Annotated in this window: 13 protein-coding genes; 3 read left to right on the top strand and 10 right to left on the bottom strand. The window is 72.0% G+C overall.

From position 1 onward, the window contains the following. Positions 1-27 precede the first annotated feature (27 nt). Positions 28-930: an oxidoreductase gene (locus tag OHQ87_RS17650; RefSeq protein ID WP_328339201.1), complete on the top strand. Its 903-nt coding sequence runs from the start codon at positions 28-30 to the stop codon at positions 928-930. 50 nt (positions 931-980) lie between these two features. On the opposite strand, the gene OHQ87_RS17645 is transcribed toward OHQ87_RS17650, so the two are convergent. Beyond that, positions 981-2,000 carry an aldo/keto reductase gene (locus OHQ87_RS17645; RefSeq protein WP_328339199.1) on the bottom strand — a complete coding sequence of 340 codons (1,020 nt, stop codon included), beginning with the start codon at positions 1,998-2,000 and terminating at the stop codon, positions 981-983. A gap of 149 nt (positions 2,001-2,149) precedes the next feature. On the opposite strand from OHQ87_RS17645, the gene OHQ87_RS17640 reads away from it, so the two are divergent. Beyond that, entirely contained in the window at positions 2,150-2,731 is a 582-nt protein-coding gene (locus tag OHQ87_RS17640) for a TetR/AcrR family transcriptional regulator (RefSeq protein WP_328348897.1), read from the top strand. Between the two features lie 55 nt (positions 2,732-2,786). On the opposite strand, the gene OHQ87_RS17635 is transcribed toward OHQ87_RS17640, so the two are convergent. Continuing rightward, positions 2,787-3,839: a hypothetical protein gene (locus OHQ87_RS17635; protein ID WP_328339197.1), complete on the bottom strand. Its 1,053-nt coding sequence runs from the start codon at positions 3,837-3,839 to the stop codon at positions 2,787-2,789. Between the two features lie 108 nt (positions 3,840-3,947). On the opposite strand from OHQ87_RS17635, the gene OHQ87_RS17630 reads away from it, so the two are divergent. After that, positions 3,948-4,574 carry a TetR/AcrR family transcriptional regulator gene (locus OHQ87_RS17630; protein WP_328339195.1) on the top strand — a complete coding sequence of 209 codons (627 nt, stop codon included), beginning with the start codon at positions 3,948-3,950 and terminating at the stop codon, positions 4,572-4,574. A gap of 198 nt (positions 4,575-4,772) precedes the next feature. Here the strand turns inward: OHQ87_RS17630 and OHQ87_RS17625 are convergent, their stop codons facing one another. The 8 genes from OHQ87_RS17625 to OHQ87_RS17590 are packed head-to-tail and all read right to left on the bottom strand — an operon-like array spanning position 4,773 to position 15,141. After that, positions 4,773-5,474 (bottom strand): hypothetical protein, encoded by a 702-nt coding sequence (locus OHQ87_RS17625; RefSeq protein WP_328339193.1) that lies wholly within the window; start codon positions 5,472-5,474, stop codon positions 4,773-4,775. Continuing rightward, on the bottom strand, positions 5,465-6,430 hold the full coding sequence (locus OHQ87_RS17620) for an NAD-dependent epimerase/dehydratase family protein (RefSeq protein WP_328339191.1): 966 nt from the start codon (positions 6,428-6,430) through the stop codon (positions 5,465-5,467). The genes OHQ87_RS17625 and OHQ87_RS17620 overlap by 10 nt, the downstream gene beginning before the upstream one ends. Further along, positions 6,427-7,806 (bottom strand): nucleotide sugar dehydrogenase, encoded by a 1,380-nt coding sequence (locus tag OHQ87_RS17615; protein ID WP_328339189.1) that lies wholly within the window; start codon positions 7,804-7,806, stop codon positions 6,427-6,429. The genes OHQ87_RS17620 and OHQ87_RS17615 overlap by 4 nt, the downstream gene beginning before the upstream one ends. Before the next feature lie 55 nt (positions 7,807-7,861). Beyond that, positions 7,862-8,758: an NAD-dependent epimerase/dehydratase family protein gene (locus tag OHQ87_RS17610; protein WP_328339187.1), complete on the bottom strand. Its 897-nt coding sequence runs from the start codon at positions 8,756-8,758 to the stop codon at positions 7,862-7,864. Further along, positions 8,755-9,549, bottom strand: coding sequence for a nucleotidyltransferase family protein (locus OHQ87_RS17605; protein ID WP_328348896.1), 795 nt, complete (start codon positions 9,547-9,549; stop codon positions 8,755-8,757). Before OHQ87_RS17605 ends, OHQ87_RS17610 begins: the two co-directional genes overlap by 4 nt. A gap of 48 nt (positions 9,550-9,597) precedes the next feature. Beyond that, on the bottom strand, positions 9,598-11,124 hold the full coding sequence (locus OHQ87_RS17600; RefSeq protein ID WP_328339185.1) for a hypothetical protein: 1,527 nt from the start codon (positions 11,122-11,124) through the stop codon (positions 9,598-9,600). Next, the gene (gene pelF, locus OHQ87_RS17595; RefSeq protein WP_328339183.1) at positions 11,124-12,959 is read right to left on the bottom strand and encodes a GT4 family glycosyltransferase PelF; all 1,836 of its coding nucleotides are present in this window, start codon (positions 12,957-12,959) and stop codon (positions 11,124-11,126) included. Before pelF ends, OHQ87_RS17600 begins: the two co-directional genes overlap by 1 nt. 46 nt (positions 12,960-13,005) lie before the next feature. Next, complete coding sequence (locus OHQ87_RS17590) at positions 13,006-15,141, bottom strand: Agd3-related carbohydrate-binding protein (RefSeq protein WP_328339181.1); 2,136 nt, start codon at positions 15,139-15,141, stop codon at positions 13,006-13,008. Positions 15,142-15,500 lie beyond the last annotated feature (359 nt).

The raw sequence follows: 15,500 nt of genomic DNA, 5'->3' as shown, positions 1-15,500 counted from the left end.
TTGTTGTCGCCGGCTACATTGTTTTCCATGACAACATTCACGCCCGCCCAGGTTCCCGCCATGACCGGCCGTACCGTCGTCGTGACCGGGGCGAACAGCGGCATCGGCCGGATCGCCGCCCGGGTGCTCGCCGCCCGGGGCGCCCACGTCGTGCTCGCCGTCCGGGACACCGCGAAGGGCGCTGCCGCCGCCGCGACCATGACCGGCGAGGTCGAGGTCCGCCGGCTCGACCTGGCCGACCTCGCCTCGGTCCGGGCGTTCGCCGAGGGCTGCACCGGGCCGATCGACCTGCTGATCAACAATGCCGGGCTGATGATCCCGCCGCTCGGCCGTACCGCGGACGGGTTCGAGCTCCAGTTCGGCACCAACCACCTCGGCCACTTCGCGCTCACCAACCTGCTGCTGCCGCAGATCCGGGAGCGGGTGGTGACCGTCTCCTCCAGCGGGCACCGGGCCGGGAAGATCGACTTCGACGACCCGAACTGGGAGCGCCGGTCCTACCGGGCGTTCCCCGCGTACGCGCAGTCGAAGCTGGCGAACCTGTTGTTCACCGCGGAGCTGCACCGCCGCCTCACCGAGGTCGGCTCGCCGGTGCGGGCGACCGCCGCCCACCCCGGCCTGGCCGCCACCAACCTGCTCGGGCACCTCGACCACGACCGCTCCCTGTGGAACCGGCTCCAGACGACCCTCGTCAACCGCTTCGCCCAGAGCGAGGCGGACGGCGCGCTGCCCACCCTCTACGCGGCGGTGGCCGACATCCCGGGCGGCAGCTACGTCGGGCCCGACGGATTGCTCGAAGGGCGCGGTGCGCCCAAGCTCGTCGGCCGGTCGAAGGCAGCCCGGGACGGCGCTACCGCCCGTCGCCTGTGGACGGTCTCCGAGGAGCTGACCGGCGTCACCTTCCCACTCGCCGCCCGGCCCACCCGGTAGGCGGTGCGAGTCGGAGCCCCGCGCCGCAGGTGGATCGAGCGGGTGACCGCTCAGCGGCGGCGCAGCGTCGGGTCGAGCAGGGCGGGCGGGGCGTCGTGCTTCTCGTCCGGGGCCAGGTCGACGCCGGGGGCGACGATCGTGTCGATCGCGTCGAGCACGTCGGCGGTGAGCACGGTGTCGGCGGCGGCGAGCTGGCTGCGCAGGTGGTCCGGCGTGCGGGGGCCGATGATCGCGCTGGTCACGGCGGGGTGCGCGGTGACGAAGCCGAGCGCGAGCTGGATCAGGGTCAGCCCGGCCCCGTCGGCGACCTTGGCCAACTGCTCGACGGCGTCGAGCCGGGCCCGGTTGGCGGCGACGGTGAGGTCGAAGCGCTGCGGCAGGACGTCGGCGCGGTGGGTGGCGATCTCCCGGCCCGCCCGGACCGCGCCGGACAGCCAGCCCGAGGCGAGCGGGCTCCAGGCGAGCACGCCCAGCCCGTACTGTGCGGTGACGGGCAGCACGTGCGTCTCGATGCCGCGTTGCAGGATCGAGTAGCTGGGCTGCTCGGTGACGTACCGGCTCAGGCGGTGCTCCCGGGCGGCCCACTCGGCCTGCACGATCCGGTACGCCGGAAACGTCGAGCTGCCGAAGTAGCGGATCTTGCCGGCCCGCTGGAGGTCGGTCAGCGCGGACAGCGTCTCCTCGTCGCTCGTGGTCGGGTCCCACCTGTGGATCTGGTATAGGTCGACGTGGTCGACGCCGAGCCGGCGCAGGCTGTCGTCGAGCGCGCTGACCAGCCAACGCCGCGAGCTGCCCTGGTGGTTGCGCTCGTCGCCCATCGGCATGGTCGCCTTGGTGGCCAGCACGACGTCGTCGCGGCGGCCGGCGATGGCCCGGCCGACAAGTTCCTCCGACTCGCCCTGGCTGTACCGGTCGGCGGTGTCGATCAGGTTGATCCCTCCCTCCAGGGCGGCGTCGATGATCGCGGTGGCCTCGTCCTGGCCGGTCCGACCGATGGCGCCGAAGTTCATCGCGCCGAGCGCGAGGGTGCTGACCTGCACGCCGGTGCGGCCGAGGGTGCGGTACTGCATGGCTGTTCCTCCTGGGGATGACGGCGGCCGTCCCCGCGCTGGCGGTCGGCCGGCCGGTTCTGGCATCATGGCTCAAGCGGAACAATGTTCCGCTAAGAACTATACGGAACCCTGTTCCGCTTGCCAAGGAGGGTGGAGGCGTGGGCGCGATGACCGGCCGCGACGGGGGAGCGGCGTCGCCGGCCCCACGCAAGCGGGCCGACGCCCGGCGTAACGAGGCGACGCTGCTGGAGGCCGCCGCCGCGGCCTTCCTCGCTGTCGGCGTCGACGCGCCCGTCCGCGACATCGCCGCACGGGCCGGCGTCGGCGTCGGTACGATCTACCGCCACTTCCCGACCCGGGCGGACCTCATCGTCGCCGTCTACCGGCACCAGGTGCAGGCGTGCGCCGAGGCCGCGCCGGCCCTGCTCGCCACCAGCGGTACGCCGCACGCCGCCCTGGCCACCTGGATCGACCTGTTCGTCGACTTCCTGGTCACCAAGCACGGCCTGGCCGGGGCGCTACAGTCCGACGACGCCGCCTTCGAGACGCTGCACGGGTACTTCCTCGACCGGCTCGTCCCCGCGTGCGCCCAGCTGCTCGACGCCGCCGCCGAAGCCGGCGAGATCCACCCCGGCCAGAACGCCCAGGAGTTCCTGTTCGCCGTCGGCAACCTCTGCGCCGGCCGCGCCCCCTACTACGACGCACGCCGCATGGTCGGGCTCCTCGTCGCGGGGCTGCGCCTGCGCTGAGGGGGCAGTGCCCAGTGGCCCGGACACTTGCCCCCTCCGGCCGGGCGTCGTCCGTTCAGCCGCGCCGACCGGCCGACGCGGGTGGGCGGGAGTAGTGCTCGGCGACGGCGGCGAACGCGGCCTTCGGCTCCCAGGGAAGGCCGGGATACGTCTCGCCGGTGCGGCCGTCGAGCACCTTGACGATTCCGGGGCTGGCGAGGTCGAGGTCGTCCCGGGGATCGCCGTCCGGCCGGTGCGGCAGGCTGGGTAGCGCGAAGAGGTGGACGAAGGCGCTGTCGACGCCCTCGCTGTCGAAGATGTCGAGCAGTTCGCGCAGGTATGCGGCCTGACCGTCCTCGTCGCGCTCGTACACTCCGTCCAGTCGCCGGGGCTTCCCGCTGGTCGCGTCGTACTCGATGATCTCCATGCTGCGTGGTGCGACTTCGCCCGCGCCGCGCCAGGTCGCGGTGCCGAAGCCGGTGACGGCGACCGGCTTGGGCTGGTCGACCAGCCGGCGTACGCCGTCGCGGAACTGGTCGGCGACCTCGGCGGACCGGATGAGTTCGACGGTCACCACGTCGAACAGGTCCCAGTCGACGCCCTCGAACGGGATCGCGGCGTAGGTGACCTTGCCGTGGAAGCGTTCGCGGACCGCCGCCACTGTGGTGCGCAGGAACTTGTCGAGGCGGACGCGGACCTCGGCGATGCGCTCGGCGCGGCCGTTCGGGTCGGTAAACAGGTGGTGGAGGCGGTCCGCGAGACGCTCCCCGGCGATGAAGCCACGGTTCATGATGCTCAGCTCGGCGCCGGTGACGAACACGACCTCGGCCCCCGTCGCGCGGAGCCGCTCGGCCCGCTCGGCGCAGTCGAGGAACAGCGCGCGGATCAGGTCGGGTTCCAGCTCCAGTGGATACGGCGAGAACCAGACCTCCAGGCCGAGTTCGGCGGCGGTGCGGGCGGCCGACTCCAGCCGCCCGGGATCGCCGCCGACCAGGTGTACGGCGGTGCAGTGCAGGTCGTCCCGAATGATGGCCAGTTCCCGGCGGACCACCTCGGGGTCCCAGTGCGGTACCGAACTGACGCCGTCGGTGACGAAGCCGGTGTCGTAGGCCATGCCCTTGGCGCGCATGTCGGCCCCTTTCGATCGTGGTGCTCCAAGACGGTTCGGAGGAACCGTAGCACAAACTTGCGTGCACGCAAGTTTGCGTGCACGTACCGAGTGTGCGAAAGTGGCACCGTGAGCAGTCCATCGACGCTGCGGGAACGGAAGAAGCGGGCCACCCGGGAGGCGCTCCAGTCGGCGGCCCTGCGCCTCGCGCTGGAACGCGGGCCGGACAACGTCCGCGTCGAGGAGATCGCCCAGGCGGCGGGCGTGTCGCCCCGGACCTACAACAACTACTTCCCGAGCCGGGAGCAGGCGATCGTCGCCGGGGTCGCTGCGGACCGCGCGGCCGGGATCGCGGGGGCCGTGCTCGCCCGGCCGGCCGGGGTCGGCCTCGGTGACGCGGTCATCGACGCCGTCGTGGGCCTGTACACCGACCCCGGCGACCATCCCCCCGCCGCGCTGCTGATGATCGCCGCCAGCCCCGCGCTGCGCGCCTGCTACGTCGACGCGGTCACCACGATCGACGAACCGCTCTTCGAGGCGGTCACCGCCCGCTGCCCAGGCATCGAACTTCTGACCGCCCGGGTGCTCTCCGCCGCCGTCGGCGCGGCGACCAGGGTGGCGCTGCGGCAGTGGCTGGACGGCACGAGCGAGGTGCCGTCGATGGCCGGGTTCGTGGTGCCGTCCGGGCCACTGCCGGACCTCGTCCGGGCCGCGTTGCTGCCGCTCGCCCCCGCCTTCGACACCGCAACGGCCTGACCCGCCGCCCCGACCCGCTGCCTGCCCGCCGGCCGGACGCCGTCTGCCGCCCGACCGCTGCGGGGAACCCCGCCCCCGTCGGGCGGGAGCCGGTCGCGCGTGGTGCCGACGCACGATCCGGTCCCGGCCCGGCAGGGGCGGGTGCCCAAGCCGGACCGGGCACCGGACCGGTCCGGGCGGACGTCCCGAACGGGGTGGTCAGGTACGGGACAGGGCGCGGTCGCTGACCGAGGACTGGAGCCCGAACTGGCGGGCCCGGCGCTCGGCGAAATCGGTGAGCCCCTGGCTGTCGGCGTAGTCGAGGCTGTAGAGGTCCAGCTCCAACTGGAGCAACTGCTCGGCGATCTGGGCGTGGAACTCCAGCACGTCGGGCGGCCAGGCGGCGTAACCCTGGTCGGTCCACCGGGCCGAGAACGACTCGAAGACGATCCCGTCGACGATCTCGGCCAACCGGGGCAGCATGCCGAACCCCCGGTTGGCCAGCAGGTACGCCGGCTGGGCCTCCTCCCGGACCGCGGCGACCAGGGTGAGCAGGTGCGGCACGTCCTCCGGGAAGGTCAGCTCGACGTTGAGCGTGTCCAGGAAGAGCCCGGCGAAGCCCTGCGCGATCGCCTGTTTCGCCTGCTTCACCACGTGCGCCACCCAGAGCGGATGGTCGACGTGGACGAACGCGCCACCCCAGTCCGGGTTGCGTTCCTGCCGCTGCCAGGGCGCGGGTGGCCCCTGGTCCTCCGACAGCGACAGGTAGCCGAGCGTCTGCACGTCCTGCTCGGCGAGGTAGCGCAGCTCGGCCGGCCGGTAGAAGTCCGGTTGCAGGACCACCCGCACGTACCTGGTGAGTTCGGGCAGCCGGCCGTCGCCGTAGTAGAAGCAGATCGGGCGTCGGTTCGTCACGTCCATCCGTGCTCCTGGTACCAGGCGAACGTGCTGCGTACCCCCTCTTCCAGGCTGACGCCCGGCTCGTAGCCGGTCAGCTCGCGCAGCCGGGACAGGTCCGGGCAGCGGCGGGCGACCGATCCCGGTGGCGCGCTCCGGGGCACGATGGCGGGGCTCACCCCGGCCACCCGCAGGACCAGCTTGGCCAGGTCGCCGATGTTGGTCTCCTCCCGGTCGTTGCCGATGTGCACGATCTGCCCGGCGGCGGCAGGTGCCCCCATCAGCCGCAGCATCGCCTCGACCGCGTCGTCCACGTGGCAGAACGCCCGGTACTGGTCGGCGCCGGGGACCGGGAACGGGTCGGCCCCGCGCAGGGCACGCAGGGACATCTCCGGGATGACGTGGTCGGCGCCCATCCGGGGGCCGTACACGTTGTGGAATCGGCCCACCACGGTCTCGAAGCCCTTGGCGCGGGCGGTGTGCAGGAAGGCGGCCTCGCCGAGCAGCTTGCTGGCCGCGTACGCGAAGCGGGGGGCCGCGATGTCGGAGATCATCGTCGGCACCGTCTCGGCCGTCGGCACCGGCACCACCCCGGCGGTGACGCCCCCGGCGTAGACCTCGCTGGTGGAGGCGAAGAAGACCCGCTCACCCGGGGCCACCCAGTCGAGCAGGTGCAGCGCGGAGAGGGTGTTGACCCGGATCACCCGGGCCGGATCCTGCTCCACGTTGCGCACCCCGACGACGGCGGCGAGCAGGTAGATCTGGTCCCAGCCGGTCGGCAGCGCGGCCCAGGTGTCCGGGCTGGTCAGGTCGCCGGAGATCACCTGTACGGCCGGATCGGCGCGCAGCCGGTCGAGGTCGGCGTCGTCGCGGCCCCGGGAGAAGTCGTCCACGATAGTCACCTGGTGACCGTCGGCGACGAGACGGCGGGCCAGGTGCAGGCCGATGAAGCCGGCCCCGCCGAGCAGCAGTGCCCTCATGCGGACACCGCCCCGGCGGTCGCCGCGCCGGCGCCGGCGGCAGCGCCGGCCGTACCGCCGTCGTCACCCGGACCGGTCGGTGCGGGCGGCAGGTAGCCGAGTCCGGCGTAGCGCACCCCGGCGGCCATCACCGCGTCGCCGTCGAGCACCCGCCACGAGTCGTAGACGAACGCCGGGGGCGTCGCGCCGAGCACCTCCGGTACCCGCAACGCCCGGTAGTCCGGATGGTCGTTGATGATCAGCACGGCGTCCGCCTCGGTGAACGCCTTGTCCAGGCTGACCGGTTCGCCGCCGTACTGGCGGATCACGTCGTCGGTGACCATCGGATCGTGGCCGAGGACTGTCACACCGGCGGCGGAGAAGACCCGCATCATCGGCTCGATCGGGGTGCCCCGCATGTCGTCGGTCGCCGGCCAGCCCTTGTACGCCCAGCCGAGCACCGCCAGCCGGGCGCCGAGGCTGCGCCCGCGCGCCTCGACGAGCATCCGGACCACGGTCTCACCGACGTGGATCGGCAGGTACTCGTTGAGCTGGCGGGCCTTGCCGACGAGGAACGGCCGCCTGTCACCCGCACTGTCGATCATGATGTACGGGTCCTTCGAGAGGCAGCCGCCGCCCACGTACCCGGGCTTGGCCAGATCCGGGCGCGGGTAGTCGACGTTGGTCGCCCGGATCACCTCCAGCGGGTCGAGGCCGTGCCGCTCGGCGATCAACGCGATCTCGTTGCCGAACGCGTAGATCAGGTCGGTGTGGCAGTTGTTCGACAGCTTCACCAACTCGGCGGTCTCCAGCCCGGAGACCGGGACGACGGTGCGTGCCAACCCGTCGAAGAACTCGACCCCGGCGGCGAGGCTCTCGTCGTCCAGGCCGCCTACCACCTGCGGCAGCTCGACGAGTTCCCGCAGCGCCTGGCCCTGGATGGTCCGCTCCGGGGCCATCACCAGCTTCACCCGCTCACCCCAGGCGGCCTGGAGCTCCGGCAGCACCACCCGGCGGCTGGTGCCGACCGGCACCGTGCTGCGCACCACCACCAGGGTGTCCGGGCGGCAACTGGCGGCCACCACCCGGGCGGCGGCGGCCAGGTTCGCCAGGTTGGGGCGGTGGGTCATGTTGTCCACCGGCGTCGACACGCTGATCACCGCCACGTCGACGGTGTCCTTCGGCAGGTCGGCGGCGACGTGGATGCTCTTGCCGAGGTGGGCGGCGAAGACGTCCTCGATGCCGGGCTCGAAGATGTGCGGCCGGCCGTGCGAGAGCGCGTCCAGCACCGCCGGCGAGACGTCCGCGCCGTACACCGTGAAGCCCTTGTCGGCGAGGGCGGCGGTGAGGGTGAGCCCCACGTAGCCCAGGCCCACGACCCCGATCTTCGTACTCATCTGCGGTGTCCTCTCGTGTTACGGGTGTGTCGTGATGGGGGAGCGGTCCGCCGGCTCAGCGTGCGTCGCCGGCGGCCCAGATGTCCTTGATCGACGTCGCCAGGTCGCGCACCGGCGACCACCCCAGCTCGTGGGCGGCCCGGCCGATGTCGGCCTGGATCCAGTCGACCGCCTGCGAGCGCTGCGGCCCGACGCCGGCCTCCCGGATCGCGCCGTCGTAGCCCGCCGCGTCGGCCAGCAGCGCGACGGCCTGCCGGGCGCTGACCGCCCGGCCGCTGCCCGCGTTGACGACCCGGTGCCGCAGCGCGGGCGCGAGCGCCGCCACCGTGATCAGCGCGGCGAGATCCCGCACGTCGACGAAGTCCCGGTACGCCGACAGCGGTCCCAGGGTGATCTCGGTCGCCCCGTCGGCCAGCGCGGCCCGGATCCGCGCCGCCGCCCGACCGAGCAGGTTCTCCTGCGACATGCCGGGACCGATCGGGTTGAACACCCGCAGCGAGACAGCGTCGACCTCGCCGGCCTCCCCGGCGAGTTGGAACAGCCGGGTCCCGGCCAGGTGGCTCACGCCGTACGCGCTGACCGGTCGGGCCGGTGCCTCCTCGGTGACCGGGACGCGCTGCGGCAGCGGCCCGTACTCGCCGGCCGAGCCGAGCCGGACCAGCCGGGCCTGCGGTGCCGCCGCGGCGGTCGCCTCAAGCAGCTTCGCCGCGACCACCGTGTTCGCGTTGACCAGTTGGGCGGCGGAGCCGGTGAGGGCGCCCACACAGTTGACCACCGCGTCCGGGGCGACCTCGCGCAGCAGCACCGCGAGCGCGGCCGGCTCGCCGTCGAGCAGGTCGTACGTCGCCCGCCCCGGGCAGATCACCTCGGTGACCCGGGGATCCGCGGCCAGGGCGTCGCGGGCGTGCCCGCCGATGAATCCGGACGCCCCGAACAGCAGTACCCGCGTCACGTCAGCTCCCCGGCCCGCACCACGCCCGGCAGGTCGGCGACGGCCAACGGCTCGGCCGCCTCACCGACGGTCACCTCCACCGGCCTCGACCGGGTGGGCAGCAGGATCGGCTTGAGCTGGGGGAACGAGCGGTTCGCCTCGTCGTAGTCCTCCGGTCGGCCGATGTCCAGCCAGAACCCCTCGAACGGGTACGTCCGTGGCTGGTCGCCGCCCGCCAGCAGGTCCAGCACCAACTGGTCGAAGCCGAGGGCCAACCCGGCCGGATACGGGTCGAGCGTCCGGCGGGACATCCCGTAGACACCCATGCTGACCGGGTAGTGCAGCGCCGGCTTCTCCCGGAACCCGACGACCCGCCCGTCGTCCACGTCGAGCACGCCGAAGTCGATCCGGTGCACCCGTTCGGAGGTCGCCAGGGTCAGCCCCGCCCCGGAGAGCTGATGGTCCCGCAGCAGGTCGCCGTAGTCCAGGTCGGTGAGGACGTCGCCGTTCATCACCAGGAACTCGTCGGGCAGCCGGTCCTTCAGGGCGAACAGCGGGCCGACCGTGGACAGTGGTCGGTCCTCCTCGACGTAGTCGATGGCGAGGCCCCACCGGTTGCCGTCCCCGACGAACGCCCGGATCAGCGGGCCGAGGTGGTTGATCGCCAGGGTCACCGAGGTGAACCCGCGCGAGGCGAGCTGGTCGAGCACGATCTGGAGGATCGAGTGGCTGTCCCCGATCGGCATCAGGGGCTTCGGCAGCGTCGTGGTGTACGGCTTCAGCCGCACCCCTTTGCCGCCGGCAAGAATCACCGCGTGCAACCGGACCTCCCCATAGGTCTCGCGTGGACTATCGGTGGACTATCGGTAGTGCCGAACCTGCCCGATCACCGGAAACAGACCGAGCGCGAACAACGCCTGGAGCAGCAGCACGCTGCCCAGGTAGAGCGAGGTGTCGGCGACCGGGTCGTCGCCCTGGCCGAGCAGCGGGGCGACGCCGAGCAGCCCGCCGAGGCCGACGTGCAGCACGACCACCACCGTCATGGCCAGGCAGAGCCAGCCGTACCGGCCCCTACCGACCAGCAGGAAGGCCAGGTAGTACGCCCCGGCGAGGGCCACGTGCGCAGCGGTCATCACCACCCCGGCGGCCGAGAGCCGGCCCAGCTGGGCGAGCACGACGATCAGCACCGCCCCGAGCACCGCCGGCACCGCCAGACAGGCGGCGACCTCCCGGCCGATGGTGCGCCAGATCCCGGCGACGAAGCCGCGCGGGACGCGGGCCCGTCGGGACAGCGCGACCCCGCTCGCCCAGAACCGGCTGGTCCGCCACTCGACGAACCCCATGGACAGGATCAGCGGCACCGCCGCCGCCGCGATGTCCAACCGGCCCAGCAGGTAGGGCGCCTGCGCGTGGAAGAGCAGCACCGCCGAGCAGAACCCGTAGCCGGCGACGCCGAGCAGCCGGGGCGCGGGCGGCCACAGCGGTTCCCGGGCCACCGGCTCCTCGGCCCGGACGGCCTCCCGGGTGGCCCAGAGCCCGGCGGCGAGGCTGGCCAGCACGCCGAGGACCGCCCCGCCGACCGCCCAGAGCCGGGCCGTCGCGCCCCCGTCGAGCAGGAAGACGGCGCCGGAGAGCACCGCCGGGAGCATGGCCGCCGCCAGCCACCACTCACGACTGTGGAAGAGCAGCAGCGTGCTCGCCAACTGGTAGGTCAGTTGGAAGACCATCATGACGGCGAGCGGCAGGCCGCCGTACGGCAGCAGCGCGGCACCGGCCACCGCGCCGAGCAGGGGCGCGGTCAGCGCGGCGATCCGCAGCACCCGGCTGGCCGACCGGACCCGGCCCAGGCCGAGCAGGCGGAACGCCGCGTGGGCGGCCATCCCCGACCAGATCCACCCCACCGTGCCGGCGAGGATCATGCCGAGCACCAGGCCAGGTCGACCCACGACCGCCAGTACGGCCGGGAAGGCGGCGCTGGGCAGCACGTACAGCAGGCCGTGCGAGATCGTCCGCAGGTCGCCCCGCCGGTCGGGGCCGGGCGCGGACGCGGCGGGCGGCCCGTCCACCACCGGCGGGTTGGGCCCCAACCGCCGGAACACCTCCGAGGCGAGGACGAAGACGTCGCGGTAGCCGTACTCGACCTGGGCGGCCCGGTCGGTGTGCCCGTCGGCCTCCAGGGCGGCGGCGACCTGGAGCGCGTCCACCGCCCGGGTCAGCTGGGGGCGGACCCGCTCGACCAGGTCGTCGACCGGATCGGTGGAGATCCGGGGCAGCAGGATCGTGCGTTCGGGACTGTCCGCCCGGTCGTCGGTCCCCGCCTCGGTGGTCATCGTGGCGAAGGGTCGGAACAAGGGGTCGGTGACGTCCGGGTCGTTGGTGCCGGTCATCAACGACCGCCGGTGGCGCGCAGGATGCCGACAGTTGGATCGTCGCCCGCACACGTGCCGTCCGGATACGTGCCGTCCGAGCGCGTTCCGGCGGACTGCGGCAGCTCGGGCCCGGACGAGTTCGGGTCGTGGCGGCTCGGGTACGCGGCGGACGAGTACTGTTCCGGCCCCCGTTGGCGGGGCACCCGGGCGACGACGGGGACGCTTTCGGGCCGGGGCGCGACGGGCACGCTTTCAGGCCGGGCGGCGACGGGCACGGCCTCGGGGCGGGCGGCGACGGCGGCCACCCCGGGGCGGACCGAGCGGTTCGGGACGCGGACGAAACCCTGGGCCTGACCGCGCAGCTGCTTCGGGGCGGGGGACGCGGTCGGGGGCTCGGCGAGCCCCTCGTAGATGTCGCGGTACGCCTGCAACGAGCGTTGCAGGGTGAACTTCTCCAGCACCCGCGCGCGGGCGTCCGCTCCCAGCCGCAGCCGCAGCTCCCTGTCGTTGAGCATCCGTACGCAGGCGTCGGCGATCGCGGCGACGTCCCGTGGCGCGACGACGAAGCCGGTGTCGCCGACCGCCTCGGCGACCCCGCCCACGTTGGTGCACACGGTGGGCCGGCCGCACGCCATCGCCTCCACCACCGTGTAGGGGAAGCCCTCGGAGATGCTGGTGAGCGCCACCAGGCTGCCCGCGTGGTACGCCTCGACGGCGTTGCCCACCCGGCCCTCCAGGACGGCCTGCCCGGTCAACCCGAGTTCGTCGATCAGGGCCAGACAGCTCTCGTGGTAGACCTTGTTGGCGGCCGGCGTCCCACCGAAGATGCGCAGCCGGGCGTTCGGGATCTCCGCGCGGACCACCGCGAACGCCCGGATCAGGGTGTGCAGGTCCTTGAGCGGGTCGATCCGGCCCATGAACGAGATGGTCGGCTCGTCCGGCTCGCCGGCCGCCGGCGGGAACTCGTCCGGGTCGACGCCGTTGTACATCGTCCACATCCGGTCGGGGTCGGCGCCGTTGTGCAGCTGCCAGCGCCGGTTGTACTGCGAGTGCGGCGCGAGCGCGCCGGTGATCAGGTAGGCCGCGCCGGCGAGCGAGCGGAAGAAGCTCAGCACCAGCACCCGGACCGGGTGCGGCGCGTCGTCGTGCAGATAGGAGATGTAGCGTTCGCGCAGGTAGATGCCGTGTTCCGAGAGCACCAGCGGGGTGCCGTACGTCCAGGTGGCGGCCATCCCGACGAGCGTGGACAGTCCGTTCATCGACGAGTGCACGATGTCGGCGCGGACCGGCGGCGCGCTCAGCGGCCGGAGCATGTGCGAGATGAGCCAGGCCGCCTCGAGCGCGTCGGCGACGGTGGGCGTCGGCCCGGTCTCCTCGACCCGCAGGGTGTGCCAGGCCTCCAGCATCATCCGCAGCGCCTCGTTGGAGAGCAGGGCGGCGCTCAGGTCACCGCCGCCGGCGGCGTACTCGAACATGCCGCGCAGGGCGAGCAGGAAGGTGCTCCGGTTCACCGCGCCGGCCTGGGAGCGGGTCGACTCCAGCGGGGTGACCAGCGCCCGCAGGAACACCTCGTACGACTCGACGAACTCCGCGCCGGGGCGGCCGGACGGGACCAGCACTCCCCGGCCCCGCCGGGGGCGGCGGCCTGCCGGCCGACCGCCCCACAACGGGATCGAGTGCACTCGGTCGAGGTTCGCCGGCCGCTCGAACACCGGCTCCTCGGTGCCGTCCACGGTGAGCGCCACGACCTCCCACCGGTAGTCCGGCATTCCCCGGATGAGCTGCTCGCACCAGATGCTCACCCCACCCATCGCGTACGGGTAGGTGCCCTCCGAGACCAGCGCGATCCTCACCAATTGCTCCCGTTCACCTTTGCTGTGCTGATTTCGTCGTGCCGCCCTACAGGCGAGGAGCGGCGGTGAACGTCACGGGGGTGTTCGCCACAAGCGTCACCGGGACGGTGACGTCGCTGCCGTACGTGCCGGCACCCGCGGTGGTCGTGGTCACGCCACCGAGTTGGAGCGAGCCGGCGGCCGGCGAGGTCACCGTGATCTCACCGGTGGTCCGGTCGTAGACCGCCGACGCCCCGGCGCCGAGCGCGGCGAAGTGGGCCGTGCGCGCCCTGGTGTAGGCGGCGATGTCGGTCCACGCCGAGTTCAGCAGCGGCACCGAGTAGTAGGAGCTGTACTTGGTGAGCACCGCACCCGCCCAGTCGGTGACCAGGCTGTTGCCCGAGCCGTAGTCACGCACGTTGGCGACGTGGAACGTGTGCGCGTAGATCGAGCCGGACGTCACGTGCTGCAGCCCCACCGTCGACTCGTAGTCCAGGATCTGCGAGTAGGTGCGGTCGGTGGGCCAGTAGGGGAAGTGGCCGTTCGGACCGTAGAAGGCGTTGTAGAAGTGCGTCTCCTCGGCCTGGTTGGTGGTGTGGTAGGCGATGTTGGTCGGCCAGCACGGCACCACCGCGATGCTCGGGTCCAGCGGGTGCGCGGTGGACGCGTTGAAGTGCGCCGGCACGTGGCTGGCGAACGACATGTTGCCGACAAGCGTGTTGATGCCGAGGTCGCCGGCCGCGTCGATCAGGTCCGGGTTGGACGCGGCGAGGCCGTAGTCGGTGAGCACGCCGCTGGAGTTGTTGTAGACACCGAGGCCGGAGTACTCGGGGGTCTTCAGCACGGCGGCCGGAGGGTTCAACCCGATCGAGGTGCCAGCGGTCTGGTTCGAGCTGATCTCGTCGTGGGTGGTGGCGTAGTCGGTAGTGTTCAGCGCGGGGTGGGTGAGCGTGTGGTTGATCCACCGGAAGTTGTTCTTCAGGCACTTCGTGGTGGCGGTCAGCGTGGTGGCGTCGCCGTTCGGGCTGCACGTGCTGCCGGCGAACGGGTCGATCTCGGCGCCGTTGTAGGGGATGTTGAAGGTGAGGCCGGACGCCAGCGGGTTCGCGGTGCGCAGCGCGGTCTGCTTCGTGTCGAGGTTGACCGCGTCGTGCCCGCTGATCTGCAAGCCGGGGGTGTACTCGATGGTGCCGTCGTCCTTGTAGTGGTCCGAGAAGCTGAACCAGTCGTCGATGTCGACGTTGAGGTGGTGCTTCTGCTCACCGAAGTGCAGGCCCTTGGTCGCCCACCGGAACAGGCCGTAGACCAGCAGGTCCGAGTGGAGCAGGTACTGGTTGGAGGTGAACGTCAGGGCGATCCGCTCCCGACCGTCGGTCGACGTGGTGCGCACGGCCAGCACGTTGGAGCCGTTGGTGAGCAGGGCGTCGGCGTTGCAACCGCTCTTGATCGACGTCTTGTAGACGTAGGACTGCGTCAACGGGATCTGGGCGGTGCTCTTGAGGTAGTCGAAGACCCCGGCGCCGGCGGTGGTCAGCGAGAGCGGCAGGGCGGTGTCGCCGACCGCGGTCTCCCCGGCGGAGTTGAGGCAGTAGTCCTCCGGCCAGGTGCCGTAACTGGTGTAGAGGGCGACCTGCCGCACCTGGAAGTTGCGCTCGTAGGCCCAGAGGGTGGTCCACTCCGTGCTGCTGAGGCCCTCCAGGTAGTTGCCGCCCGACTCGTAGATCAACATGCTGTTGGTCAGCAGGATCGCGTTGTACTTGCCGACCCCGTTGGAGTCGACGAGCGTGCTCGCCGAGAGCGTCTGGCTGGCGGTGTAGATGATGTCGTAGCTCGCGCCGACCCGGTCGAGGGTGGTGGTGAGCGTGGCCACGCCGAAGTCCGCAGTGTTGGTGGCCACGATCAGCGAGCGGAGCGCGACCTTGTCGTTGAGCGCCTGGGTGCCCACCGCGCCACTGCGGGCGCCCGACGGGGACGGGGCGACCTTGACGGTGCCGGACCGGGTGGGCAGCGGCCCGGGTCGGGCCTCCTTCTTGCTCGCGACCTGACCGAGGCCGGGTGCGCTCGGCGGCTGGGCCAGCGTGCTTGGCGCTGTCCGTGGCTGGGCGAGGCCGGCGGTCTGGGTGCCGAGGACGACCGCGAGCGCGGTGAGCCCGGCGAGGGCGATTCGTTTCGCGCGCGGGCGCGCAGGTCCGGTGGGGACCATGTGGTGACCTCCGATGAGGAGAAGAACAATGCCGCAGCTCAGTAGGAGCTGCCGGGTTGCCATCGAAGGCTAGCAATTATTCTTCCGGATTCAGCGTCCGATCCTGTCGCATGTGGAGCATTGACGCAAGCGGGGTGGGATGTTAGCGCCGCACCTGTGACGGCGACTTCCGGTAACGTCTTTTTCGGGGATCGTGAAGTCGGGTCACGTCGGTCTCAGGCACGCTGACGTGCTCTTTTCCGGGAGCACCGAAACACGGCATTCACGTTCGCTTCACAGGGCTGTAGCCGGCGTCGTCCAGAATGTGGTCGGCGATCGGGGTCGGTCGCCCGGGCGCATCGGCCATTCGCTTCGGGTCG

Origin of the sequence: Micromonospora sp. NBC_00421, from assembly GCF_036017915.1 — a bacterium.
GTDB lineage: Bacteria > Actinomycetota > Actinomycetes > Mycobacteriales > Micromonosporaceae > Micromonospora.
The sequence above is the reverse complement of the archived record's forward strand: the minus strand, read 5'-3'. Positions and strand labels throughout refer to the sequence as shown.

Excerpts from the sequence above, each read along its gene's own strand:
- OHQ87_RS17650 (WP_328339201.1), top strand. The coding sequence starts at position 28 with ATGACAACATTCACGCCCGCCCAGGTTCCCGCCATGACCGGCCGTACC.
- OHQ87_RS17645 (WP_328339199.1), bottom strand. The coding sequence starts at position 2,000 with ATGCAGTACCGCACCCTCGGCCGCACCGGCGTGCAGGTCAGCACCCTC.
- OHQ87_RS17640 (WP_328348897.1), top strand. The coding sequence starts at position 2,150 with ATGACCGGCCGCGACGGGGGAGCGGCGTCGCCGGCCCCACGCAAGCGG.
- OHQ87_RS17635 (WP_328339197.1), bottom strand. The coding sequence starts at position 3,839 with ATGCGCGCCAAGGGCATGGCCTACGACACCGGCTTCGTCACCGACGGC.
- OHQ87_RS17625 (WP_328339193.1), bottom strand. The coding sequence starts at position 5,474 with ATGGACGTGACGAACCGACGCCCGATCTGCTTCTACTACGGCGACGGC.
- OHQ87_RS17620 (WP_328339191.1), bottom strand. The coding sequence starts at position 6,430 with ATGAGGGCACTGCTGCTCGGCGGGGCCGGCTTCATCGGCCTGCACCTG.
- OHQ87_RS17615 (WP_328339189.1), bottom strand. The coding sequence starts at position 7,806 with ATGAGTACGAAGATCGGGGTCGTGGGCCTGGGCTACGTGGGGCTCACC.
- OHQ87_RS17600 (WP_328339185.1), bottom strand. The coding sequence starts at position 11,124 with ATGACCGGCACCAACGACCCGGACGTCACCGACCCCTTGTTCCGACCC.
- OHQ87_RS17590 (WP_328339181.1), bottom strand. The coding sequence starts at position 15,141 with ATGGTCCCCACCGGACCTGCGCGCCCGCGCGCGAAACGAATCGCCCTC.